This window comes from Aeromonas bestiarum (assembly GCF_028751155.1).
Taxonomy (GTDB): domain Bacteria; phylum Pseudomonadota; class Gammaproteobacteria; order Enterobacterales; family Aeromonadaceae; genus Aeromonas; species Aeromonas bestiarum.
This window is the reverse complement of sequence record NZ_CP064746.1, coordinates 2,638,796-2,661,863: the sequence shown is the minus strand read 5'-3', so window position 1 is coordinate 2,661,863 and position 23,068 is coordinate 2,638,796. Positions and strand designations below refer to the sequence as shown.

The following is a 23,068-nucleotide window of genomic DNA, read 5'->3' as shown; positions in this document are numbered from 1 at the left end:
AGGGGCGATCTGCGCCCCGAATTCTTTATAATGCCCCCCTTTAAAACCGCTGGACGCTGGTCCGGCGCGCTCTGATGGCTGGTTGCGCCGTCAGAGCGGTCATCAGGATTGAGAAACGGTTATGCATACTCTGGAACAGCTGCGCGCGGGTGAACTGTGCGGCGCCCGCCATCTGAAGCTTTGTGAAAACCTGACGGAGTTCCCACCCGAGATCCTGAGCCTTAAAGAGACGCTGGAGGTGCTGGATCTCACCGGCAACCAGATAAGTGAGCTGCCGGACGAACTGGCCGGGTTCACCAAACTGCGCATCATTTTCTGCTCCGAGAACCGTTTCACCGAGTTGCCCGAGGTGTTGGGGCGCTGCCCGGCACTCACCATGGTGGGCTTCAAGGCCAACCGGATCGCCACGGTTTCCGCCGCGTCGCTGCCGGCGGGGCTGCGCTGGCTGATCCTGACTGACAACGCCATCGAACAGTTGCCCGATGAGTTGGGTCAGTGCGCCGCCCTGCAAAAGCTGATGCTGGCGGGCAATCGCCTGCGTGAGCTGCCTGCCAGCCTTGCCAACTGCCGTAATCTGGAACTGCTGCGCATCGCCGCCAACCGGCTCGAGACATTCCCCGGCTGGCTGCTCACGCTGCCGCGCCTTTCCTGGCTCGCCTATTCCGGCAACCCCTTTAGTGAGGGGGAGGAGGCGCAGGCCATCGATGTGGATCATGTGGCTCATATCGCCACTGTGCCGTGGCGGGCGCTTGAGTTGGGTGAGCTGCTGGGGCAGGGGGCCTCTGGCGTGATCCATAGTGCTACCCGCATCACTTGCGACGGATTGCAGGGTGATGAACCGCAGGCGGTGGCGGTCAAGCTGTTCAAGGGGGCCGTGACCAGCGACGGCTTGCCTCACTGCGAGATGGCGGCGTCACTGGCGGCCGGCACCCATCCCAACCTGATCAGGGTGTTGGGGAAGGTTAATGATCACCCCTCCGGCATGCCGGCGCTGGTGATGGCGCTGATAGACCCAACGTTTGCCAATCTGGCGGGGCCGCCGAGCCTGGACTCCTGCACCCGCGACGTCTATCCCGCAGGGTTGTCGTTCACCCCGACCGCCGTGCTCGTCATGGCGCAGGGCATAGCGGCTGCCGCGGGGCATCTGCATGAGCGGGGCATCATGCATGGCGATCTCTATGGCCATAACATACTGCACTCCTTGCAAGGGAAGGGCCGGGTGCTGCTCGGCGATTTTGGCGCGGCCTCTTGTTACGACCGCACGGAATGCGTGCTGGCCGAGGGGCTGGAGCGGATCGAGGTGAGAGCCTTTGGCTGCCTACTGGACGAGTTGCTGGCACGCTGCCAGCCACAGAGCGAGGCGCTGCAGGATCTGGCCCTGCTGGCCCGGGCGTGCCTCTGCGAACAGATGTCGCAGCGTCCCTCGTTTGCGCAGATCTCGGCCAGGATAACGGCGGTGGCGGCCATGATGGTGGCCGAGCCCCTCTGTGCCTGAGCCTGTGCGATTAACGGGCATCTGACTGACGGCGAGCAGGGGCTGCACAGCACGCAGCACATCCTCATGACACAAAGATGGCAAAAAGACGCCTTGGAGCATCTTTTCATGTTGCAATCGTTTTTCTGGCAAAAATCACCCATAGGCCCGGTGCAAGGCTTGCGTGCGCCGGGTTAAGTTGTGATATTGAGGCATCTTCAGATAACAGGGGTATTAGGATGGAAGCTGCGTTTTGGCATCAGCGTTGGGAAGAGAACCGGATTGGCTTTCATCAGGCAGACTTCAATCGCTGGCTGCAATCCTGGTGGTCTGCCCAGCAACAGGATGAACCCGTGCTGGTGCCCCTGTGCGGCAAATCCCGCGACATGCTCTGGCTCAATGGCCTGGGCCACCCTATCGATGGCTTCGAGCTCTCGGCGCTCGCCATCGAGCAGTTTTTCAGTGAAAACCGGCTCACCGATACCCTCAGCGAGTTGGGCCCCTATCAGTGTCATCAGCACGGCTCCCTGCGCATCCATCAGGGGGATTTCTTTGCCGCCCCCGAGCTGGGGCGCCGCTACCGGCTGGCCTATGACAGGGCCGCCCTGATCGCCTTGCCGACGCAGATGCGCCGCCAGTATGCGGAGCTGATGAGCCGTCTGATGGAAACCGGTGGCCAGATCCTGCTGGTGACCCTGGAATATCAGCCGGAGCAGCAGAAACAGCCGCCCTTCTCGGTGGGGGAGATGGAAGTGCGTACCCTGTTCGAGCGCGATTTTCGGGTGGAGGTGCTGGGCCGTGCCGCAGAGGTGGATCACCCCAGGGTGCTCTCCGGCCAGCTCTCCTACTTCGATGAAGTGGCCTATCGCCTGATCCGCCGGGGCTGAGGGGCGGCTGAAAGTGTGATCCCGCGCGACAAAGCCGCAGGTCACGGACTCTTTGCTACCTCCTTTGACATAGATCAACGTGGCAAGGGAGGCTAATCCCTAAGATGAGCCTGTTTCTCAATCACTGTTGGCATCGGCAGATGAGCTCTGGTTTGAACCATATGGCCGATCATCAACTCAGTGTCTGATTTTCACGCTCATGTTCACTTTTGGCGGCTTAGGTCGCAATTGATTATGGTTTTTCCAGCCGACCCTCAGGGGTCGGCTTTTTATTGGGCGGGATAGGCTGATGGGCACGCTGCCTGCTCAGGCTTCGAAGGTGCTGGCGTTGAGCCGAAACGCCCTGGGGTCATCGATAAACTGGCCCGTGATGCGCTCGTCGTGTTCGTGGCCCTGGCCATAACTGCAGAGGATCAGCCGATCCGAGGTGCGTGAGCGCAACTGTATGATGAAGCGCACCAGATCGGCGCGGCTCAGCATGCCTACCTCCTCGCACACCCTTTCGCGCTGATCGAAGCCCAGATCCTTGTTGCCTATGCTGACCCAGAGCCGCTGGCCGCGACTGCGCAGGTTGGCATCCCGCTCGCTCAATTGGGCCTGCAGGCCCACCTTGCTGTCTTGCCATTGCTGCTCGGTAAGCTCCAGCATGGCCAGCGGGAAGAGGTCGATGAACTCTTCCACCGCATCCAGCAGGTGTTGGGGGCCAGCCACCGGCGACTGGATATAGAAGATGAGGCCGGGGTGGCGGTTGAGGGGCAGGTTGCCGGCACCCACCACGTAGCCGAGCTGCTGGCGGGTGCGCAGTTCGTGGAAGAAGGTGGATGACATTATGTGGTTGGCCAGGGTGAAGCAGGCGAGATCTCGCGCCCGAGTGGTGCGGGACTGGTAGTAGACCAGCAGCGCCGAGTCTTCGTGTTCACAACCCTGCTCGCGAATGAGTGTCCCCCTGTCCTGGATGGCGATGAGCGGGCGGCGGGTTTCGGCACTGGGCTGGCTGTTGGCACCGAGATGGCGCTCCAGCAGGGCGGCCAGTTCGAGCGCCTCGGTGGCGTCCCAGTCACCGTGTACCAGGGCTTCTATGTGCACCTCGCCAAACAGCTGGGCGACAAACGCCGGCATCTCGTCAAGCTCCACTGTGCGCAGATGGCGCAGCAACTGCTCGAACGGCGGATTGTTCGGCTGCAACAGGCTGGTGAGCTGGTTGAACAGCTGGGAGATGGGCCGCGCCTTGGACTGGTTGTCCCAGTTGCGGATGAGCTGCTCTTTTATCTCGGCGAAGCGGCCCGGATCCGGATAGCCCAGGGTGCGGTTGCCGAGGATCATGTCCAGCAGCAGCGGCTGCTTGTCGGCAAAACCGCTCAGGTTGATGGTAAAACCGCCCTGGTGGGCATAGATCTGGTAGCCGAGCCCCGCCAGCTCCGCCGGGTAGGTGAGGGCGTTGAGGTGATCGGTAAGCAGCTCCACCGCGAGCCGTGCCATGGCAATGTGGCGCGGACTTTTGACCGCGTGCTCGCTGTCGATGGAGATGTAGAGGTTGCCCTTGGGCACGCTGAACTGATGCTCGTGCAGATGCCAGAGTCGAAACCCTGGCCTGTCGATGAGGCAGGCGGGCATGTCGGCCTGCAGCGCCGGCTGGCGCGGATCGAGCCGGCTGCTGATAAAGGGGTTCGGCAAGGGCAGGGCGAGGGCCGGTTCAGGCTCGCTCTGCTGCCAGTGGATCTTCTCCGCCTCCGTGATGACGTCGACGCCATAGGGTGTCTGATACCAGCGGGCCAGGCGATCCGTGGCCAGCTCAGGCGCCGTGATGGTCATGCGCAGGTTGTGTGGCGTGAGCTTGGCGAGCAGGCGGCGGATCAGCGCCTCGTCGTACTCGCGCATCATGTAGTCGCCGTAGAGCAGATCCTCGGGCGTGTAGCTGAACAGGTTCAACACCAGCCCGGAGACGGTGTCGAGGGCCCGGCCCCGCTCCTGGAAGCGGAACGCCGACTCGAGCACTGTGCGCTTCTCGTCGTAGCGCCAGCTTTCCACCCCGCCGCGCTCGATGAGCTTCAGGTAGCCGAACAGGGCGGCCACTATCTCGTTGACGTGTTCGAGTCCGAGCGGCGTGAGGCCGAAACTCACCCCGAAATCCTTGAAGTTGGCACCGCTGATGCCGCCGCCGGCTGAGAGCTGGTTGACCCAACCTTTCGCTTTCAGCAGGGAGAGCAGGCTGCCATCCCCTTCATAGCCGATGAGGTGGCTCAGGAAGGTGAGGGGTTTTTTGTCATAAAACTCGTCGACGTTGGGCAGCGGGAAGGTCAGCGCCAGCTTGCGGGTCTCCTTGACCGGATTGATGCGGATGCGGATGCCGAGATCGTCGAGGCGATAGAGGGGGGTCGTCAGGGTCGGTATTCCCAAATTGCGATTCAAAATGGGAGCGAAAAAGCGATCGCACCAAGCCATCTGGGTCTTTATGGATTCAGGCGAGATCATCACCAGCGCCATGCGATCCGCGCTGTAGTGAGATTCGTAGAACCGGATGAGATCGGCGCGCAGATCCCGACCGGGCAGATCCGCCAGGGTATCCAGGTTGCCGACCGAGAACTTGGAGAAGGGGTGGGCCGGGTTGACCGTCTCTTTATGTACCTGGTAGCTGCGGCGCACATCGTCCTGCAGCTTGAGGCGGTACTCTGAGTCGACCGCGTTGCGCTCCTTGTCCACCCACTCGGGGGTGAAGGTGGGGCAGATGAAGAACTGGGAAAAACGGTCGAGCCCGGCCTCGAAGAAGCCGTTGTCTATCTCGAAAAAGAAGTTGGTGAACTCGGTGCCGGTCCAGGCATTGTTGCTGCCGCCATGACGGCTCATAAATTGCTGGTACTCACCAGGCTTGGGATAAGTACGAGTGCCAAGGAACAGCATATGCTCAAGGAAATGAGCCATCCCCTGCCGATCGGCCGGATCGTCGAAATGACCTGTGTTGACGGCCAGGGAAGCGGCAGACTTGTCGGTATCGGGATCGCAGATCAACAAGACCCTGAGCCGGTTTGCCAGCTCCAGATAGTGGTACTGCCGATGGTCATTAGGACTGGCATATGGGCTCATTGGGGCGTGACTCATGTTGGATTTATTTGAATTTAAACATGATTATCGACCCCGCTATCCAGTGAGGCAAACCCTTTTCTGAGAGGTAGCGCAATTGTTTCCCCCGGCATGGCGGGGTAAGATCCCCCCGCTATCAAAACAGGCCCCTTGGGCGAGGTTGTAATGAAAATCTACATAATGCGTCATGGCCAGGCTGGCATGAATGCGAAAACAGATGAACAGCGTCCACTGACCGAGCAGGGCATCGAAGAGTCCATTCACATGGCCAGTTGGCTGGCCCCTCAGCTGGATGGCGAACTGGATTTGGTGGTTCACAGCAATTACCTGCGTGCGAGACAAACCTGGCAGAGCATATGCAGTGAATTACCCAAGGCCGCCAGGGTCGAGGAGAGCAGCGAGATCACCCCCTATGGCGACCCGGCGTTTGTCGCGAGTTATCTCACTGCGTTGGCGGCAACACATGACAATATTTTGATGGTCAGCCACCTGCCGCTGGTGGGTTATCTGGTGCAGAGCCTCTGTCCGGCGGCGGGTGCGCCCATGTTTGCCACCTCGGGTCTGGCCTGTATCGAGTGGCAAGATGACAAGGGGGTCTTGCTCTGGCTGGAAGGACCACATACAATACGCTAAAAGTTAATAAAAAGTTATAAATTGGTTTTTTGGGGAAGAGAGTCGCGATTTTTCCGGATTTTTATATAGAATTTACGGAATTATTTCGCAGAAGCTGCTGTCATACGGATACAACTGCAAGAGGTTGCAAACGATGAGAGTGTTCAAGAAGTACCTGCCACTCATGGTGGCAAAACATGTCAAAACCTTCTTCAAGGGACGGATCTATATCCACGGCAGGGGGCGTTTTGATTTCAAGTCAGGCTTGCTGATGATGCCAACGCCAGCTGACATTCCCCACCGCCAGACCGTGGTCGAGGTCAACGCAATGATCTCCAGACTGCACATGGATGCGGCGTGATACTTTCACTATCCCATCCAGACGCTTCATGCCCGCCACCGTGCGGGCATGATTGTTTTTGGCCCTGATCTGCCCGAGTCGGCTCTGTTCGATTCCGTTTCAAACCAGCCTGCATCGGCAAGGCCGGCAAGCACTTGCTAATCCTGTTTGCCTCTCTATACTTCCCGCCGGAAATACCCGCTGCTTTCTTCTGGATATAGTGATGCCCCTTGCCTTCTTGTTTCCCTTCTCCTGCATGGCCATCTGGGCCGGCAACGCCATCGTCAGCAAGTTGGCGGTGGGCGTGCTCTCACCTGCGGCGCTGGCCTGGTCACGCTGGATGGTGGCCGCCATCATCTTGACGCCTTTCCTCGCGCACCGCGCCTGGCGGGATCGTGCCAAGCTGCGGGCCGGCTTCTACCAGCTGGCGGCGCTGGCCCTGCTCGGCATGGTGTTGAACCAGACCTTCGGTTACTACGCGGCGCAAACCCTGGGGGCGACCGAAATCGGCCTGATGATGGGGCTGACCCCGCTGATGACTGTGGTGCTCAGCATCTGGCTGCTGCGCGAGCGCCCAACCTGGGGCGCCCTGCTCGGCGGCGTCATCTCCATTCTGGGGCTGGCCATCTTGCTGGGGCAGGGGGATCCCTCCCGCTTGATCACCCAGGGCATTCACATCGGCTCCGTCTATATGCTGCTGTCGGCGGGCACTTATGCGCTCTACAGCGTGCTGCTCAAGAAGTGGGATCTGGGGCTGGACAACTGGTCCATGCTCTATGGCCAGGTGCTGTGCAGCCTGCTGTTTCTCACCCCGTTCTACCTGCTGGTGGACGGGCAGTGGCCAGATGGCCGCGCGTTCTGGCTCATCCTCTACGCCGGTATTCCTACCTCGGCCTTGTCACCCTGGCTCTGGATGCAGGGCATAGCCCTGCTGGGGGCGAGCCGCACCGCCATCTTCATGAACCTGTTGCCGGTGATGACGGCGGCGCTGGCCATCAGCTGGCTCGGGGAAAAGCTGACCAGTTATCACCTGATAGGGGGCGGCATGACGCTGCTCGGGGTCTTGCTGGCGCAACTGCTGGTACAGCCTGTGGTGCTGGGCCGGCGCCGGGTGGCGCTGGCCGCCTGCCGGGAAGATTGAAAAAAAGACCGCCTTCGAGGCGGTCTTTCTATTCAGGGGATCAGGGCGTCACTGCGCGATGAGATAGAGGTCTTTGGAGTAGACCACGTCTTGCGGGTTCTGATAGGGATAGCCCTTGATGTTGGGCTTGAGCAGCCGCGACTTGACGTAGAAATAGACGGGGGCAATGGGGGCCTCGTCATCGATCAGTGCCTCGGCCTGCTGATAGAGCTGGTTGCGCTCGGCTGGGTCCTTGGAGTCATGGGCCTTGGCCAGCAGGGCATCATACTGCTTGTTGAACCACTTGCCGCTGTTGGCGCTGCTGCTGGAGGTCATGATGTCGAGGAAGGTTGAAGCATCGTTGTAATCCCCGTTCCAGGAGTAGCGGCTGACGCCGAAATCCCCCTCGTTGAGCACTGACACCATGGTTTTCCACTCCATGTTGTTGAGCCGGGCGCTGACTCCCAGGTTGTGCTTCCACATGGAGGAGATGGCCAGGGCTATCTTCTTGTGCCCCTCGCTGGTGTTGTAGAGGATGTCCACATCCAGCGGCTTGCCCGGGCCGTAGCCCGCCTCGCTCAGCAACGCTTTCGCCTGCTTGATCCTCTCTTCCTTGCTCAGCAACTGGCTGGCAGGGCGCTTGAGTTCGAAGCCGTCGACGCTCGGCGGGGTCAGGCTGAAGGCGGAGATCTGACCCTGTCCCAAGATCTTCTCGGTGATGGTGTCCCTGTCGATGGCCAGCGACAGTGCCTTGCGCACCTTGGGATTGTCGAACGGTTTGCGCTGGGTGTTGAACACATAGTAATAGGTGGCGAGCATGGGGGCGTTGACAAGCTCCTCCGGGCTCTGGCTCTTGAGCTGCTTGTACTGCTCCAGCGGATAGGTGGTGTAGTGCAGCTCACCGGCGCGATAGCGGTTGTAGGCGGCGGTGTCCGAGACTATCTCCAGATAGAGCACCTTGTTCAGCACAGTATGCTGGTTGTCCCAGTAATGGGGGTTGCGCTCGGAGATGAGCCGCTCGTTGGGGGTCCACTCCTTGAGCACGAAGGCGCCGTTGGAGACTATGTTGCCCGGTTTGACCCACTCGTGACCGAACTTCTCTATGGTCGCCTTCGGCGCCGGGAAGGTGGTGTAGTGAGAGAGGGTTTTGAGGAAGAAGGGCACAGGGTTCTTTAAGGTTATCTGCAGGGTATGCGCATCCAGGGCCTTGATGCCGAGGGTATCCGGGCTCTTCTTGCCCTGCACCACGTCACTGGCGTTGGTGACGCCGGTCAGCTCGATGAACCAGGCATAGTTGGAGGCATTCTTGGGATCCGCCGCCCGCTGCCAGCCATAGACATAGTCTGCCGCCGTGACTGGCTCGCCGTTGGACCATTTGGCCTCGGGTCTGAGCTTGAAGGTGTAGACGGTGCCCGTGCTGTCGAGCTCGTAGCCAAGGGCGCCGGCGGCTTGCAGCTTGCCGTCGCCATCCAGGGTGTAGAGCCCCTCGAACAGGTCGTTGACTATGTCGCTGCCTGCGTTCTCTTCCACCATCTGGGGATCGATGGAGGCGGGTTCAGTGCTTATATTGCGCACGAAGGTTTGTTGATCGGCGGCTAGCAGCTTGGTGCCGGGCGGTACCTGGGCGGCCAGGGCGGGTAATGCGAACAGGGCGGCAACCGTGCCGGCAATGAGTGTCCTTTTCATTGAATATCCTTATGTTTTTTTGCTTCCAAAGCCTGGCCAGTGTGCTGGATTGATCTGGAGATCTCAAGAGGGGGACGCTGACCTTGCCGTCCGCTACCCAGATAGGGGGCCAAGTGGGCTGTTGCACCCACCATGGCGGCCTGTTCGTGACTTTTCACCACGAATTAACATGGTGAAAGTCACCGATTGGCACCGATTAAAGGGGGTTTTGACAGGGGCTCGACGGCCAGGGTGCGCATTTATCCAGCGGCTTAATTCGCTGCAAAAACAAAAAACAGGCGTTACATTAGGTTACAAAACAAGGCTGCCGAGGATCGGCACTTTTTTTGTTGACGCGTGCAAACGTTTTCAAAGCCAACGGAAACGATCTTAAAGGAACAATAATGCGAAACATGATCACCATGGGCGAGTTCATCGTCAAAAAGCAGGCGGATTATCCCACCGCGACCGGGGAGCTGACCTCATTGCTCAGTTCCATCCGCCTGGCCGCCAAGGTGGTGAACCGGGAGATCAACAAGGCGGGGCTGGCAGACATCATCGGCTCCATGGGCGCTGAAAACGTGCAGGGCGAGGTGCAGCAGAAGCTGGATGTGTACGCCAACGAGCGCTTCAAGGCGGCGCTGGAGGCCCGCGGCGAAGTGTGCGGCATGGCGTCTGAAGAGGAGGAGGATTTCGTCTCCTTCGATTCCGAGCTCTCCCGTCACTCCAAATACGTGGTGCTGATCGACCCGCTCGACGGCTCCTCCAACATAGATGTCAACGTCTCGGTCGGTACCATCTTCTCCATCTACCGCCGCGTCAGCACGCCCGGTGCCGGTGTTACCCTGGAAGACTTCCTGCAGCCGGGCAACCGCCAGGTCGCCGCCGGTTACGTGGTCTACGGCTCCTCCACCATGCTGGTCTACACCACCGGCTTTGGTGTCAACGGCTTCACCTACGACCCCTCCATCGGCTGCTTCTGCCTTTCCCACGAGAACATCCGCATCCCGGAGGAGGGCAAGATCTACTCCATCAACGAGGGCAACTACATCAAGTTCCCGGACGGGGTGAAGAAATACCTCAAATATTGCCAGGAGCGGGACGAGGCGACCCACAGACCCTACACCTCCCGCTACATCGGCTCACTGGTCTCCGATTTCCATCGCAACCTGCTCAAGGGCGGCATCTACATCTATCCGTCCGGCACCAATTCTCCGAACGGCAAGCTGCGCCTGCTCTACGAGTGCAACCCCATGGCGTTTCTGGTGGAGCAGGCCGGTGGCAAGGCGTCCGACGGTTTCGGCCGGATCATGGATGTGCAGCCCACAGCACTGCACCAGCGCACCCCTTACTTCGTCGGTTCCACCAAGATGGTGGAGCGGGCCGAGGCCTTCATGCGGGAGTTCTCCGCCCATGAGGATCCTGCCAGTCAGGGGTGATGCCAGGATGTCGTGCCTGCGATGAGCAGATAAAAAACGGGAGCCAATTTGGCTCCCGTTTTGTTTGGGTGAGGTCGCTTGCCTCAGTGACTGGTATGGCTGGCAAGATCCGCCAGCAAGCCATCCACCAGTTTCAGGCGCATGGCGCGGTCTTGGGTCGGCACCTGGAAGCGCAAGCGGGTCGGCCCATCCATCTTGTAGATGCGCGGCTGCTCGGAGAGCAGCTTGACCAGATAGCCAGGGTTGACCCGGGTCTCCTGGGTGAAGTCCAGGTAACCGCCGCGCTCGCTCATCTCCACCCGGCGAATGCCAAGGGCGGTGGCACGCTGGCGGAAGGCGGCCAGCTCCATCAGGGTTTTGGTTGCCTCCGGCAGCAGGCCGAAGCGATCGATGAGCTCCACCTTCAACTCGCGCAGCTCCTGCTCGTCCGCCGCGCTGGCGATGCGCTTGTACATGGAGAGGCGCATGTTGACGTCCGGTATGTAGTCGTCCGGCAAGAGCGCGGGCAGGCGCAGCTCCACTTCGGTGTGCTGGCTCATCAGCTGCTCCAGCGACGGCTCCTTGCCATTTTTCAGCGCCTCGACCGCCTGCTCCAGCATCTCCATGTAGAGGGTGAAGCCGACCGATTCGATCTGGCCGCTCTGATCGTCGCCCAGCAGTTCGCCGGCGCCGCGGATCTCCAGATCGTGGGTCGCCAGCGCAAAGCCGGCACCGAGATCTTCGAGCGAGGCGATGGCCTCGAGCCGTTTGACCGCATCCTTGCTCATCAGCTTGGGATGGGGGGTGAGCAGGTAGGCATAGGCCTGGTGGTGGGAGCGGCCAACCCGGCCCCGCAACTGATGCAGCTGGGCCAGCCCCAGATGATCGGCGCGGTCCATAATGATGGTGTTGGCACTCGGCACGTCTATGCCGGTCTCTATGATGGTGGTGCAGACCAGCAGGCTGAAGCGCTGGTGGTAGAAGTCCGACATGACTCGCTCGAGATCGCGCTCGCGCATCTGGCCGTGGGCGATGCCGATGCGCGCCTCGGGCACCAGTTCGGCGAGATCGCTGGCGCATTTTTCGATGCTCTCCACGTCGTTGTGCAGGTAGTAGACCTGGCCGCCGCGCTTGAGTTCACGCAGCACGGCCTCGCGGGTGACCGCGGGCTCCTGCTGGCGTACGAAGGTCTTGATGGCGAGCCGCTTGGCGGGCGGGGTAGCTATGATGGAGAGATCCCGCATGCCGGCCATCGCCATGTTGAGGGTACGCGGGATCGGCGTCGCCGTGAGGGTGAGAATATCCACGTCGGCCCGCAGCGCCTTGATCTTCTCCTTCTGGCGCACCCCGAATCTGTGCTCCTCATCGACGACCAGCAGCCCCAGATCCTTGAAGGTGAGCTCTGAACCCAAGAGTTTGTGGGTGCCTATGATGATGTCGACCTTGCCCTCGCGCAGCTCTTTCATGACGGCATTCTGCTCCTTGGCGGAGCGGAAGCGGCTCAACACATCGACCCGCACCGGCCAGTTGGCGAAGCGATCGCGGAAGTTGTCGTAGTGCTGCTGGGCCAGCAGGGTGGTCGGCACCAGCACGGCCACCTGCTTGCCGCCATGGACCGCCACGAAGGCCGCTCGCATCGCCACTTCCGTCTTGCCAAAGCCCACGTCGCCGCATACCAGCCGGTCCATGCTCTTGGCCTGACACATGTCCCCCAGCACAGCGTTGATGGCGTTGAGCTGATCTTCTGTCTCCTCGAACGGGAAACCGGCGGCAAACTGGCGGTAGGCCTCCCTGTCGTGCTGGAAGGCAAAACCGTGACGGGCCGCCCGCAGGGCGTACACATCCAGCAGCTCGGCCGCCACGTCGCGCACTTTCTCCGCCGCCTTGCGCCGCGCCTTGACCCAGGCCTCGCCGCCGAGCTTGTGGCTGGGCGGGTTGTCAGAACCCGTATAGCGGCTGATAAGATGCAGACTGGTCACCGGCACGAACAGCTTGTCGCCACCGGCGTATTCCAGGGTCAGGAACTCGGTGGGCAGACCGCCGGCATCTATGGTCTCGAGTCCGAGATAGCGGCCGACCCCGTGATCCAGGTGCACCACAGGCTGGCCCTGGGTCAGCTCGCCGAGGTTGCGGATCACGGCGTCCGAGCTCAGGTTCTTGCTCTTCTCCCGCGCGCGTTTGCTGCGGACCTTGCCCCCCAGCAGTTCGGTTTCGGTGATGAGGGCGAGCGCGTCTTTGCCGCTCTCCTGCAGCAAAAACCCCCGCTCCAGCGGCGCTACCAGCAGGCCGTGGCGCGCCTTGCTCGCCATGAAGGCATCGAGGGAGGCGAACTCCTTGGGTTGCAAGGATATTCGTGCCAGCAGATCGCCGAGCACTTCCCGGCGCCCTTCGGATTCCACCGCAAACAGGGTGCGACCCGTGAAGCTGTCCAGGAACTGGCCCAGCGCCAGCATGGGCTGCTCCTTGCTGTGATCGAGCTGCAGATCGGGCAGGGGGGCTATGGGGAGATCCCGCTGGCCGGCCCCGCCGTCGGTGGCGGCTTCTTGCAACCGCACGGCGCCATAGTGGCCCAGCGCCGCAAACAGCTGCTCCACCGGCAGGTAGATCTGTTGAGGGGGCAGCAGCGGGCGGGTGTTGTCCCAGCGTCTGTCCTCATAGCGCTGGCCTATGTCGTTCCAGAACCGCTGGGCCGCGGGATAGATATCCCCTACTGTGAGCAGCAGGGTGTTGTCCGGCAGATAATCGAACAGGCTGGCGGTCTGGCTGAAGAAGAGCGGCAGATAGTATTCGATGCCGGCGGGCCAGCGCCCCTTGCTCACCTCCTGATAGACGGAGCCCTCGGCGCGCGACAGCTCGAACTGTTCGCGAAATTGGCCGCGAAACAGCTCAATGGCCGCCTCGTCGGTGGGAAACTCCCGGGCCGGCAGCAGGCTGACCGTCTTGACCGGTTCGCTGGAGCGCTGGGTCTCGGGATCGAACGGGCGTATGGAGTCCACTTCGTCATCGAAGAAGTCGATGCGATAGGGGCTGTTGCTGCCCATGGGGAAGAGATCGAGCAGTGAGCCACGGGCGGCAAATTCCCCGTGCTCCAGCACCTGCTCCACCGCCACGTAGCCGGCTTCGGCCAGGCGCCCCCGCAACTGTTGCAGGTTGAGACGCTGGCCGGCCTTCACCATCAGGCTGTACTTGTCGAGATAGACCCGGGGGGCGCAGCGCAGCATCAGGGTGGAGATGGGCACGATCAGCACGCCGGCGCTCATCTGCGGCAGCTTGTAGAGGGTCTCGAGGCGCTGGGAGATGATGTCCTGATGGGGGGAGAAGGTGTCGTAGGGCAGGGTCTCCCAGTCCGGGAACATCAGCACAGGCAAGCCCTGATCTGCCAGCAGGAACTGCAGCTCCTGCTCGAGGCGCAGGGCACTCGGGGTATCGGCGGTCACCAGCAGGACGGGGCGGTCGGCCTCCTGGGTGAGGCGGGCGGCAACCAGCGAGAGGCTGCTGCCTGTCAACTGGCCGAGCGTTAACTTTTGGCCCGCCTTGGCGGGCAAGGCGGGAAGCTTCATTGGCATCATTCGATTCTTTTAACGTTGGCGGTCTTGCGCACGAAGTTTGAGTTGCTTGGATTGCACATGCAGGCTGGCACGCACCAGCAGTTCGCGGTCATCCTCGCGGATCCGCACATAGTCGAGCACCACGTGCATGCCGTGCTCGCTCGGTTCCAGCTGCTTGACCTGGCCGTAGCAGTAGATGGCGGAAGCCTCTTCCCGCAGGAAGATCTTGAGCCGCACTATCTGGTGCAGGTGCGGTGGCTCGCCATGGCCCTGGCGTGGATGCAGGTAAGTGAGTTGGCCGGCGCCAAAGCGCAGGGTGTGGAAGCGATGCTCGGGGTGATCCTGCACCGACAGCACATAGCCCATGATCATGTCGATCTTGCGGGACTGCTGATTGACTATCTCCACCAGGTCGTGCATCGACTCGTTCTGGTTGCGCATCAGGCGACTGGTCACCATGTCGATGGAGGTGATCGAAGAGGCGATGCGAAAGGGTTCGGGCAGTTCGGCTTCCAGTGCCTCCAGCGTCGGCAGATGAAAGTCACCGGGCATGGGGATCACATTGACCGGGGTGGCATGGGTGACGCTGAAGAACTGTTCCTGCATGGAGGCTATCCCTTGTTGTCATGGACGGTTTCCCTTTATTATCCGGTATCTTATTTTGTTGGCAACGTAGATATCCTTGAAGACTGGACTTTTTCAGCCGCTGTCGCTGGCCATAGGCCTTCGCTACGCAGGCTCACGACGCAGTAACCGCTTCGTTTCATTCATCTCCCTGTTCTCCACCTTTGGTATCGCCATCGGGGTCGCGGCCCTGATGGTGGTCATCTCTGTGATGAACGGCTTCGAGGGGCAGCTCAAGGGGCGCATCCTGGGAGTGATCCCCCATGTGGTGGTGACCAATCAGGCTGGCCGCATCGACGCCCAGCCCGCAGGCTTGCCCGATCTGGCCAAATTGCCCCATGTGATCGCCAGCGCCCCCATGCTCGACAGCGAAGGCATGCTGCAGAGCCCGGGTCAGCTCACCGGCGTCAGCGTGCAGGGCATAGATCCGGCCCGCTGGCCAAAGGATGACATACTGCACGCCCAGATGCAGATGGGACGCCTCGACAGCCTGCAGCGCGGTGAATACCACATAGTGCTGGGGCAGGGGGTGGCCAATCGCCTCAAGGTCTCCATGGGCGACCAGGTTCGTCTGATCCTGACCGAAGGCACTCGTTTCACCCCCTTTGGCCGGGTGCCGGCCCAGCGGCTGTTTACCGTCTCCGGGATCTTCGGGGTCGGTGCCGATGTGGACAGCCAGGTCGCGCTGATCGCGCTGGGGGATGCCCAGCGCCTGCTGCGCCTGCCGACAGAAACCGTCGGCGGCATTCGGCTCTGGCTGGACGATCCCTTCGCCGCCGACCAGGTGATAAAGACGGCGCTGCCGGACGGACTGGAGTGGCAGGACTGGCGCCGCGAGCGCGGCGAGCTGTTTCAGGCCGTTGCCATGGAGAAGCGCATGATGGGGCTGATGCTGGTGCTGATCATCGCGGTCGCCACCTTCAACATCCTCTCCGCGCTGGTGATGGTGGTCACCGACAAGGAAGGGGAGGTGGCCATCTTGCGCACCATGGGCATGAGCGAGGCAGGGATAGTCAAGATCTTCATGGTGCTCGGTGCCTCCAGCGGTGTGATCGGCGCCCTGCTCGGCGGTCTGGCCGGGCTCGGCCTCTCGCTTGGCCTCAATCCCCTGCTCGATGCGGTGGGGCTCAACCTCTACATGACGGCCGGTGGCAGCGGTCTGCCGGTGATAGTGGAGCCGGCTCAGGTCATCACCATCTTGCTGGGGGCCGTGCTGCTCAGCTTCAGCGCCACCCTTTACCCGGCGGCCCGTGCGGCGCGGGTGAAACCGGCCGAGGCGCTGCGTTATGAATAATTCATCTTCTATTGTTACATCCGGCGTTAGTGGAGCCCCGTTTATGAATGAACCCTTCTCCTGTGAACCTCTGCTGCGTTGCCAGGCACTGAATCATGTCTATAAAGAGGGCGAGCTGGAGACCCAGGTGCTCAAGGGGATCGACTTGTCCGTCGCCCCCGGCGAAATGCTGGCGGTGGTGGGCAGCTCGGGCTCGGGCAAGACCACGCTGCTGCACCTGATGGGGGCGCTGGACAACCCGTCAAGCGGCGCCGTGCTGTTCAAGGGGCAGGACATCCACCACTGGGACAGTCGCACCCAGGCCAGATTCCGCAATCAGGAGCTGGGCTTCGTCTACCAGTTCCACCACCTGCTCGCCGAGTTCACCGCACTGGAGAACACCGCCATGCCGCTGCTGATCGCCGGCGAGTCTGTGGCCAGCGCCACCGACAAGGCGACGCGCATGCTGGGGCGGGTGGGGCTCTCCCATCGCCTGAATCACAGGCCCTCCGAGCTCTCGGGTGGCGAACGCCAGCGGGTGGCCATCGCCCGCGCCCTGGTCAATGAGCCGAGTCTGGTGCTGGCGGACGAGCCCACCGGCAACCTGGATCATGCCAGTGCCACCGCCGTCTACGAGCTCTTGTGCGAGCTCAATCGCGAGCTGGGCACGGCATTCGTGGTGGTCACCCATGATCTCAGCCTGGCTGCCAAGCTCCATCGGCGGGTGACCCTGGTGAGCGGCATCATGGCGGAGGTCGCCTGATGTTCAAACCGCTGCCCCTGTTTCTGGGCCTGCGTTACAGCCGCTCCCGTCGTCGCAACGGCTTCATCGCCTTTATTTCCGCCTCCTCCCTCATCGGTATCGCCCTCGGGGTGATGGCGCTCATTCTGGGCTTGTCTGCCATGAACGGGTTTGAGCGGGAGCTCAAAGACAGGGTGCTCTCTGTGGTGCCTCATGGCGAGCTGATGGGGATGGAGGCACCGTTGCCCGACTGGCCAAAACTGCGGGATTACCTGCTGGCCCAGCCCGGTGTGGAAGCCGCCGCGCCCGTCATCCGGCTCGATGGGCTGCTGGAGCACGGCAATGCCCTCAAGGGATTGCAGGTGCGCGCCGTACTGCCCGAGCTCGAAGCCAATCTGTCCGATGCGGGCAAGTACATGACGGGACGCGGTCTGCGCGAGCTGCAGGCCGGTGAGCACGGGCTCATTCTCGGCAAGACCATAGCCGACAAGCTGGGGGTCACCATCGGGGATACGGTCGCCCTCTTGCTGCCCCAGGCGGGCGATGCGTCCGCCATCAAGAACCCGAAACGGGAATCCCTCAAGGTGGTGGGACTGCTGGAGATCGGCGGCCAATTAGATGGCGTGTTGGGCTTTATGCACCTGGCCGATGCCCAGGCCATCACCGGTATGGGCAGCGCTGTGGAGGGCTTCAGCCTCAAGGTGAACGACGTGCTCAAGGCGCAGTCCATCACTGTGGCCGCCGCCCAGAAATTCCCGCACTACGTCTATATCAGCAGCTGGATGAGCCGCCAGGGCTATCTCTATCAGGACATCCAGATGGTGCGTACCGTCATGTACGTGGTGATGCTGATGGTGGTGGCGGTGGCCTGCTTCAACATAGTCTCCACCCTGGTGATGGCGGTGAACGAGAAGCGCAGCGAGATCGCCATCTTGAAGACCATGGGGGCGAGCCCGGGCCAGATCCGGCTCACTTTCGTCATTCAGGGCATGGTGAACGGGGTGCTCGGCGCCTTGCTCGGGGCCCTGCTCGGCGGCCTGCTCTCCAGCAAGCTGACCCAGATCCTGAGCTTCATCGAGGGGCTGATAGGCCACAGGTTCCTCAACCCCGACATCTACTTCATCGACTTCCTGCCGACCGAACTGCACATGCAGGATCTGCTGATCGTGACCGGCGCGGCCATGCTGATGAGCCTGCTGGCGACGCTTTACCCCGCCTGGCGGGCGAGTGGTCTGGTGCCGTCCCGGGAGCTGGGACACTGATGCACGCAGCTGATTGGCTGATAAAGAACGAAGGGCCCGCCGGTGCAAACCGGCGGGCCCTGCTGTTTTCTGGTCGTTTGGACTGACTTAGTGGGCGTTGAGCTCATCCAGCGGCAGCGAGAAGCTGGCCACGAAGACGTCGATGAAGTAGCGCATCTGCGGGCTCATCCTCGCTTCCAGCATGGCTTCGAGGCGCTTGCGCGCCGGTTCGAACTCCCGGTTGCCAGCGTTGATCTCCTCCAGACACTTGGTGTAGGCGCAGAGGGTATCGGCATCCTTCACCAGCCGTGCCAGCTCGGCATCCTGCGCGCCCGAGTCCAGCAGGGGGCGAAAATCCTCCACCAGTTCCGGCGGCAGCATGGCCAGCAGGCGCTGCTCGGCGGCCAGCTCTATCTTCTTGTACTCCCGGGCAATTTCGGGATTGAAGTACTTGACCGGGGTGGGCATATCGCCGGTCAGCACCTCGCTGCTGTCGTGATAGAGCGCCATCACGGCGGCGTGATCCGCATCGACCTTGCCCCCAAACAGCCGATTGTGGATGAGCCCGAGGGCGTGGGCCACCATGGCCACCTGCAGGCTGTGCTCGGCGATGTTTTCGGGTTGTATGTTGCGCATCAGCGGCCAGCGATAGATGAGTTTCATGCGGGCGAGATTGGCGAAGAAGTGGCTGGGAAGCATGGCTGGCCTCGGTCGGTGGCAATGAAAAAGGGCAGACCCTAGTCTGCCCTTTTTTTGCGGCGCAGGCAGCTTGCCTGTGCGATTTTCGTGGCGCTCAGCGAATGTAGCGACCGGATTCGGCTTCGTGGTTGGTCACCACCATCTGACCTATGGGAGCCAGGGCAATCAGCGCCAGCTTGAGGTGCTGGATGCCGAACGGAATGCCTATGATGGTCACGAAGCAGGCCAGCGCCGAGGCGATGTGGCCGATGGCCAGCCAGATCCCGATCACCAGGAACCAGAGGATGTTGCCAATCAGCCCCAGGGTGCCTGTGCCTATGTCACTCTGCCCCGTCATGCTCTTGCGGCTCACCGCCTGCTTGCCAAAGGGGAAGAAGGTGAAGGTGCCGATGACGAAGCAGGCGCGACCCCAGGGGATCCCGATCAGCGAGACAAAGCAGAGCAGCCCGGCCAGCCACCAGGCCAGCCCCATGAAGACGCCCCCCAGTACAAACCAGAGCAGGTTAAACAAGAAGCGGAAAAAGGCCATGTTGGTCACTCCAGACTCATAAATTTGGCTGTCACCATAGCGAGCAGCAGCCATGGACGCAATGGTTGATGTGATGGGGTGGACAATTTGGGTCGCAGCCTGCGAGCCGGGTGGCTTTTTAGCGGGAAATGAGGTGAAAAAGTAGGCCTTTGCGCGAAAAAAGGTGAGCAAGTGCAAATTCTTGTGCATTGCGCGCTTGAAGTCAGGCCTGGGCTTCCCCATATAAGAGTCAGATTTGCGCGAATTGTGCCATCGGCACCCCCGTTGGGGGATGTGTGGCTCGACTCGACCAAAGTGCGCCGCTATAATGTCGCGTCATATTTTCTCATCACAAAGACAGTCGTTGTCTTTATAAACAGGAAGACTCCGGGCTTTGCCCAGGGGCAATAAGGGTCAGCACACAGTGCTGAGTTGAACGAGGTAAAAGAATGCAAGTTTCTGTAGAGACAACCCAGGGTCTGGAACGCCGTCTTACCATCACTGTACCGGCTGCTACCGTTGACGCTGCCGTGCGTAAAGAATTGAATGGCCTGGCCAAAACCCGTCGCATCGACGGTTTCCGTCCTGGCAAGGCTCCGGTGACCATCATCAAGAAGATGTTCGGTGCCATGGCTCACGCTCGCGTTGCTGATGAAATGATGCAGAGCAACTTCATCAAGGCCATCATCGAAAACAAACTGAGCCCGGCCGGTGCCCCGACCATGGATCCGAAAGAGATCCAGGAAGGTCAGGACTTCGTATTCAGCGCCACTTTCGAAGTGTACCCCGAGTTTGAAGTGGCTGGCCTCGAGACCATCAAGGTCGAGAAGCCGGTTGCAACCGTCAAGGATGAAGATCTGGCCAACATGATCGACACCCTGCGCAAGCAGCACGCCACCTGGGCTGATGTTGATGCCGCCGCTGCCGATGGCATGCGTGTGACCATGGACTTCATCGGTTCCATCGACGGTGAAGAGTTCGACGGCGGCAAAGCCGAAGGCTTCAACCTGGTACTGGGTGCCGGCCGCATGATCCCTGGCTTCGAAGACGCCATCATGGGCAAGAAAGCAGGCGACGAGTTCACCATCGACGTGACCTTCCCGGCTGACTACCACGCCGAAAACCTGAAAGGCAAGGCGGCCAAGTTTGCCTCCAAGCTGAACAAGGTTGAAGAGCAGATCCTGCCTGAGCTGACCGAAGAGTTCGTCAAGCGTTTCGGCATCGAGAGCGGCAACGTTGAAGAGCTGAAAGCCGAAGTGCGCAAGAACATGGAGCGCGAGCTGGCTCAAGCCCTGAAAAACAGCGTGAAAGAGCAAGTGCTGAATGGCCTGGTTGAAGCCAATCAGATCGATCTGCCGAAGGCTGCCGTTGCTCAGGAAATCGATACCCTGCGTCAACAGGCCCTGCAGCGTTTCGGTGGTTTCCAGGGCGGCAACGCACCTGAGCTGCCGGCCGAGCTGTTCCAGGCCCAGGCCGAGCGTCGTGTTCGCGTAGGTCTGCTGCTGGGTGACGTCATCCGCACCAACGAGATCAAGGCTGACGATGCCCGCGTGACCAGCATCATCGAGTCCATGGCCACTGCCTACGAAGATCCGAAGGAAGTGATCGAGTACTACCAGAAGAATGAGCAAATGCTGAATGGCGTGCGCAATCTGGCGGTTGAAGATCAAGCCATCGACCTGATCCTGTCCAAGGCGCAAGTGAGCGAGAAAGAAGTTGCCTTTGACGAAGTGATCAACAAGTCCGGTGCCGCTGCCTAAGAACATTTGACTTAAGGTCAAGACTGTTAAGTATAATGGCTCGTGTGATCTCCACTCGGGCCATTTTATTTTAGGGACAATGCCTTATGTACAAGAACTATAACGATGTGACTGAATCCCCACGCAATGCGCTCATCCCCATGGTGGTAGAGCAGACTGCAAAAGGGGAGCGTTCCTACGACATCTATTCTCGTCTGCTGAAGGAGCGGGTGATCTTCCTGACCGGTCAGGTCGAGGATCACATGGCGAATCTGGTGGTAGCCCAGCTGCTGTTCCTGGAGTCAGAGAACCCTGATCAGGACATCAGTATCTACATCAACTCTCCGGGTGGTGCCGTCACGGCCGGCATGTCCATTTATGACACCATGCAGTTCATCAAGCCGGATGTCAGCACAGTTTGCATGGGGCAGGCCTGTTCCATGGGCGCCTTCCTGCTGGCCGGTGGTGCCAAGGGCAAGCGCTTCTGCCTGCCCAATGCCCGCGTGATGATCCATCAGCCGTTGGGCGGTTTCCAGGGCCAGGCATCTGACATCCAGATCCATGCCCAGGAGATCCTGAAGATCAAGAATACCCTGAACGATCGTCTGGCCTTCCACACCGGACAGGACATGGCCACCATAGAGCGTGATACCGACCGTGACAATTTCATGTCGGCCGATCAAGCCGTGGCCTATGGCCTGGTAGACGGTATCCTGAGCCAGCGCGGCTGAGCAGGGTGTCCCGGACTGTTGTAAACTCAACAGGACGATCCATCCTCTATTGATAAAACGAGGTTGCTGAATGACAGAAAAACGCAAGGGTGAGGGCGACAAGCTGCTTTATTGCTCTTTTTGCGGCAAAAGCCAGCATGAAGTGCGCAAGCTGATCGCTGGCCCTTCCGTCTACGTATGTGATGAGTGTGTCGAGCTGTGCAACGACATCATCCGCGAAGAGATCCGCGAGATCTCTCCCAAGCGCGATGGTAGCGAGCTGCCGACCCCTCATGAAATTCGTGCGCACCTGGATGACTATGTGATTGGCCAGGAGTATGCCAAGAAGGTGTTGGCCGTCGCCGTCTACAACCACTACAAGCGTCTGCGCAACAGCAGCGAAGCCGGTGGTGTGGAGCTGGGCAAGTCCAACATTCTGCTGATTGGCCCGACCGGTAGCGGCAAGACGCTGCTGGCCGAGACACTCGCTCGTCTGCTGGATGTGCCCTTCACCATGGCCGACGCCACCACCCTGACCGAAGCCGGTTATGTGGGCGAAGACGTGGAAAACATCATCCAGAAGCTGCTGCAAAAGTGTGACTACGACGTAGAGAAGGCCCAGCGTGGCATCGTCTACATCGACGAGATCGACAAGATCTCCCGCAAGTCAGACAACCCCTCCATTACCCGCGACGTGTCCGGGGAAGGGGTGCAGCAGGCCCTGCTCAAGCTGATCGAAGGCACTATTGCTTCCGTCCCGCCGCAAGGTGGACGCAAGCACCCGCAGCAGGAGTTCTTGCAGGTCGATACCTCCAAGATCCTCTTCATCTGTGGTGGCGCCTTTGCCGGTCTGGACAAGGTCATCGAGCAGCGTTCCGTCAAGGGCACCGGCATAGGGTTTGGCGCTGACGTCAAATCCAAGAATGCCAGAGCGACCCTGAGCGAGAACTTCGCCAAGGTGGAGCCGGAAGATCTGATCAAATACGGTCTGATCCCCGAGTTCATCGGTCGTCTGCCCGTGGTTGCGACCCTGACCGAGCTGGACGAGGCTGCCCTCATCCAGATCCTGAAAGAGCCGAAAAACGCGCTGACCAAGCAATATGCCGCGTTGTTCGATCTGGAAGGGGTGGAGCTGGAGTTCCGTGACGACGCCCTGAACGCCATTGCGCGCAAGGCGATGGAGCGGAAAACCGGTGCCCGTGGTCTGAGATCCATAGTGGAAGCCGTGCTGCTCGATACCATGTATGACCTGCCCTCCCTGGATGGCGTCAGCAAGGTGGTGATCGACGAGACGGTGATCAAAGGGGACTCCGCGCCCTTGATGATCTACGAAAATCCCGAGACCCAGGCCGCCGCATCAGAGTAACAGTCTGATTTTTAATCAAATGAA

18 protein-coding genes are annotated in these 23,068 nt (G+C 60.6%); 12 read left to right on the top strand and 6 right to left on the bottom strand.

The features are described 5' to 3' along the window. Positions 1-121: 121 nt before the first annotated feature. Positions 122-1,495: a leucine-rich repeat-containing protein kinase family protein gene (locus IU367_RS12375; RefSeq protein ID WP_274452041.1), complete on the top strand. Its 1,374-nt coding sequence runs from the start codon at positions 122-124 to the stop codon at positions 1,493-1,495. 218 nt (positions 1,496-1,713) lie between these two features. Then, positions 1,714-2,361 (top strand): thiopurine S-methyltransferase, encoded by a 648-nt coding sequence (locus IU367_RS12370; protein ID WP_241278063.1) that lies wholly within the window; start codon positions 1,714-1,716, stop codon positions 2,359-2,361. Between the two features lie 306 nt (positions 2,362-2,667). On the opposite strand, the gene IU367_RS12365 is transcribed toward IU367_RS12370, so the two are convergent. After that, on the bottom strand, positions 2,668-5,442 hold the full coding sequence (locus tag IU367_RS12365; protein WP_274452040.1) for an insulinase family protein: 2,775 nt from the start codon (positions 5,440-5,442) through the stop codon (positions 2,668-2,670). Between the two features lie 162 nt (positions 5,443-5,604). Here IU367_RS12365 and sixA point away from each other — a divergent pair, with 162 nt between their 5' ends. From sixA to IU367_RS12350, 3 genes are all read left to right on the top strand, one after another. Beyond that, on the top strand, positions 5,605-6,072 hold the full coding sequence (sixA, locus tag IU367_RS12360; RefSeq protein ID WP_043136349.1) for a phosphohistidine phosphatase SixA: 468 nt from the start codon (positions 5,605-5,607) through the stop codon (positions 6,070-6,072). Positions 6,073-6,205: 133 nt separating this feature from the next. Further along, positions 6,206-6,412 carry a DUF1107 domain-containing protein gene (locus tag IU367_RS12355; protein WP_274452039.1) on the top strand — a complete coding sequence of 69 codons (207 nt, stop codon included), beginning with the start codon at positions 6,206-6,208 and terminating at the stop codon, positions 6,410-6,412. A 202-nt stretch (positions 6,413-6,614) separates the two neighbouring features. After that, positions 6,615-7,532, top strand: a complete 918-nt coding sequence (locus IU367_RS12350) for a DMT family transporter (protein WP_274452038.1) — start codon at positions 6,615-6,617, stop codon at positions 7,530-7,532. 48 nt (positions 7,533-7,580) lie between these two features. Here the strand turns inward: IU367_RS12350 and IU367_RS12345 are convergent, their stop codons facing one another. Continuing rightward, positions 7,581-9,197 carry a peptide ABC transporter substrate-binding protein gene (locus tag IU367_RS12345; protein ID WP_274452037.1) on the bottom strand — a complete coding sequence of 539 codons (1,617 nt, stop codon included), beginning with the start codon at positions 9,195-9,197 and terminating at the stop codon, positions 7,581-7,583. 383 nt (positions 9,198-9,580) lie between these two features. Here IU367_RS12345 and fbp point away from each other — a divergent pair, with 383 nt between their 5' ends. Continuing rightward, complete coding sequence (fbp, locus tag IU367_RS12340) at positions 9,581-10,615, top strand: class 1 fructose-bisphosphatase (RefSeq protein WP_043555489.1); 1,035 nt, start codon at positions 9,581-9,583, stop codon at positions 10,613-10,615. 83 nt (positions 10,616-10,698) lie between these two features. Here fbp and mfd read toward each other — a convergent pair whose 3' ends face one another. Both mfd and IU367_RS12330 read right to left on the bottom strand, forming a co-directional pair. After that, a complete protein-coding gene (mfd, locus tag IU367_RS12335; protein WP_274452036.1) occupies positions 10,699-14,163 on the bottom strand; it encodes a transcription-repair coupling factor in 3,465 nt (1,154 codons plus the stop codon). 9 nt (positions 14,164-14,172) lie between these two features. Beyond that, entirely contained in the window at positions 14,173-14,748 is a 576-nt protein-coding gene (locus IU367_RS12330) for a PilZ domain-containing protein (RefSeq protein ID WP_042871557.1), read from the bottom strand. 76 nt (positions 14,749-14,824) lie between these two features. Here IU367_RS12330 and IU367_RS12325 point away from each other — a divergent pair, with 76 nt between their 5' ends. Genes IU367_RS12325 through lolE form a run of 3 tightly spaced genes read left to right on the top strand, consistent with a single transcriptional unit; the run spans position 14,825 to position 18,043 of the window. Next, positions 14,825-16,060 carry a lipoprotein-releasing ABC transporter permease subunit gene (locus IU367_RS12325; protein WP_098984206.1) on the top strand — a complete coding sequence of 412 codons (1,236 nt, stop codon included), beginning with the start codon at positions 14,825-14,827 and terminating at the stop codon, positions 16,058-16,060. A gap of 43 nt (positions 16,061-16,103) precedes the next feature. Beyond that, a complete protein-coding gene (gene lolD, locus IU367_RS12320; protein ID WP_043555492.1) occupies positions 16,104-16,802 on the top strand; it encodes a lipoprotein-releasing ABC transporter ATP-binding protein LolD in 699 nt (232 codons plus the stop codon). Next, positions 16,802-18,043 (top strand): lipoprotein-releasing ABC transporter permease subunit LolE, encoded by a 1,242-nt coding sequence (gene lolE, locus IU367_RS12315; protein ID WP_098984204.1) that lies wholly within the window; start codon positions 16,802-16,804, stop codon positions 18,041-18,043. Before lolD ends, lolE begins: the two co-directional genes overlap by 1 nt. Positions 18,044-18,130: 87 nt before the next feature. Here the strand turns inward: lolE and yfbR are convergent, their stop codons facing one another. Together yfbR and IU367_RS12305 are read right to left on the bottom strand one after the other, a co-directional pair. Then, positions 18,131-18,721 (bottom strand): 5'-deoxynucleotidase, encoded by a 591-nt coding sequence (gene yfbR, locus IU367_RS12310; RefSeq protein WP_274452035.1) that lies wholly within the window; start codon positions 18,719-18,721, stop codon positions 18,131-18,133. Between the two features lie 94 nt (positions 18,722-18,815). Next, positions 18,816-19,250, bottom strand: a complete 435-nt coding sequence (locus IU367_RS12305; RefSeq protein WP_011898663.1) for a YccF domain-containing protein — start codon at positions 19,248-19,250, stop codon at positions 18,816-18,818. A gap of 428 nt (positions 19,251-19,678) precedes the next feature. Between IU367_RS12305 and tig the strand changes: the two genes are divergently transcribed. The 3 genes from tig to clpX all read left to right on the top strand — a co-directional run bounded on the left by tig (position 19,679) and on the right by clpX (position 23,044). Continuing rightward, entirely contained in the window at positions 19,679-20,989 is a 1,311-nt protein-coding gene (tig, locus tag IU367_RS12300; protein WP_043555496.1) for a trigger factor, read from the top strand. An 86-nt stretch (positions 20,990-21,075) separates the two neighbouring features. After that, positions 21,076-21,699 (top strand): ATP-dependent Clp endopeptidase proteolytic subunit ClpP, encoded by a 624-nt coding sequence (clpP, locus tag IU367_RS12295; RefSeq protein ID WP_042871569.1) that lies wholly within the window; start codon positions 21,076-21,078, stop codon positions 21,697-21,699. A gap of 70 nt (positions 21,700-21,769) precedes the next feature. Continuing rightward, positions 21,770-23,044, top strand: coding sequence for an ATP-dependent protease ATP-binding subunit ClpX (gene clpX, locus IU367_RS12290; RefSeq protein WP_098984202.1), 1,275 nt, complete (start codon positions 21,770-21,772; stop codon positions 23,042-23,044). The last annotated feature ends 24 nt before the right edge of the window (positions 23,045-23,068 follow it).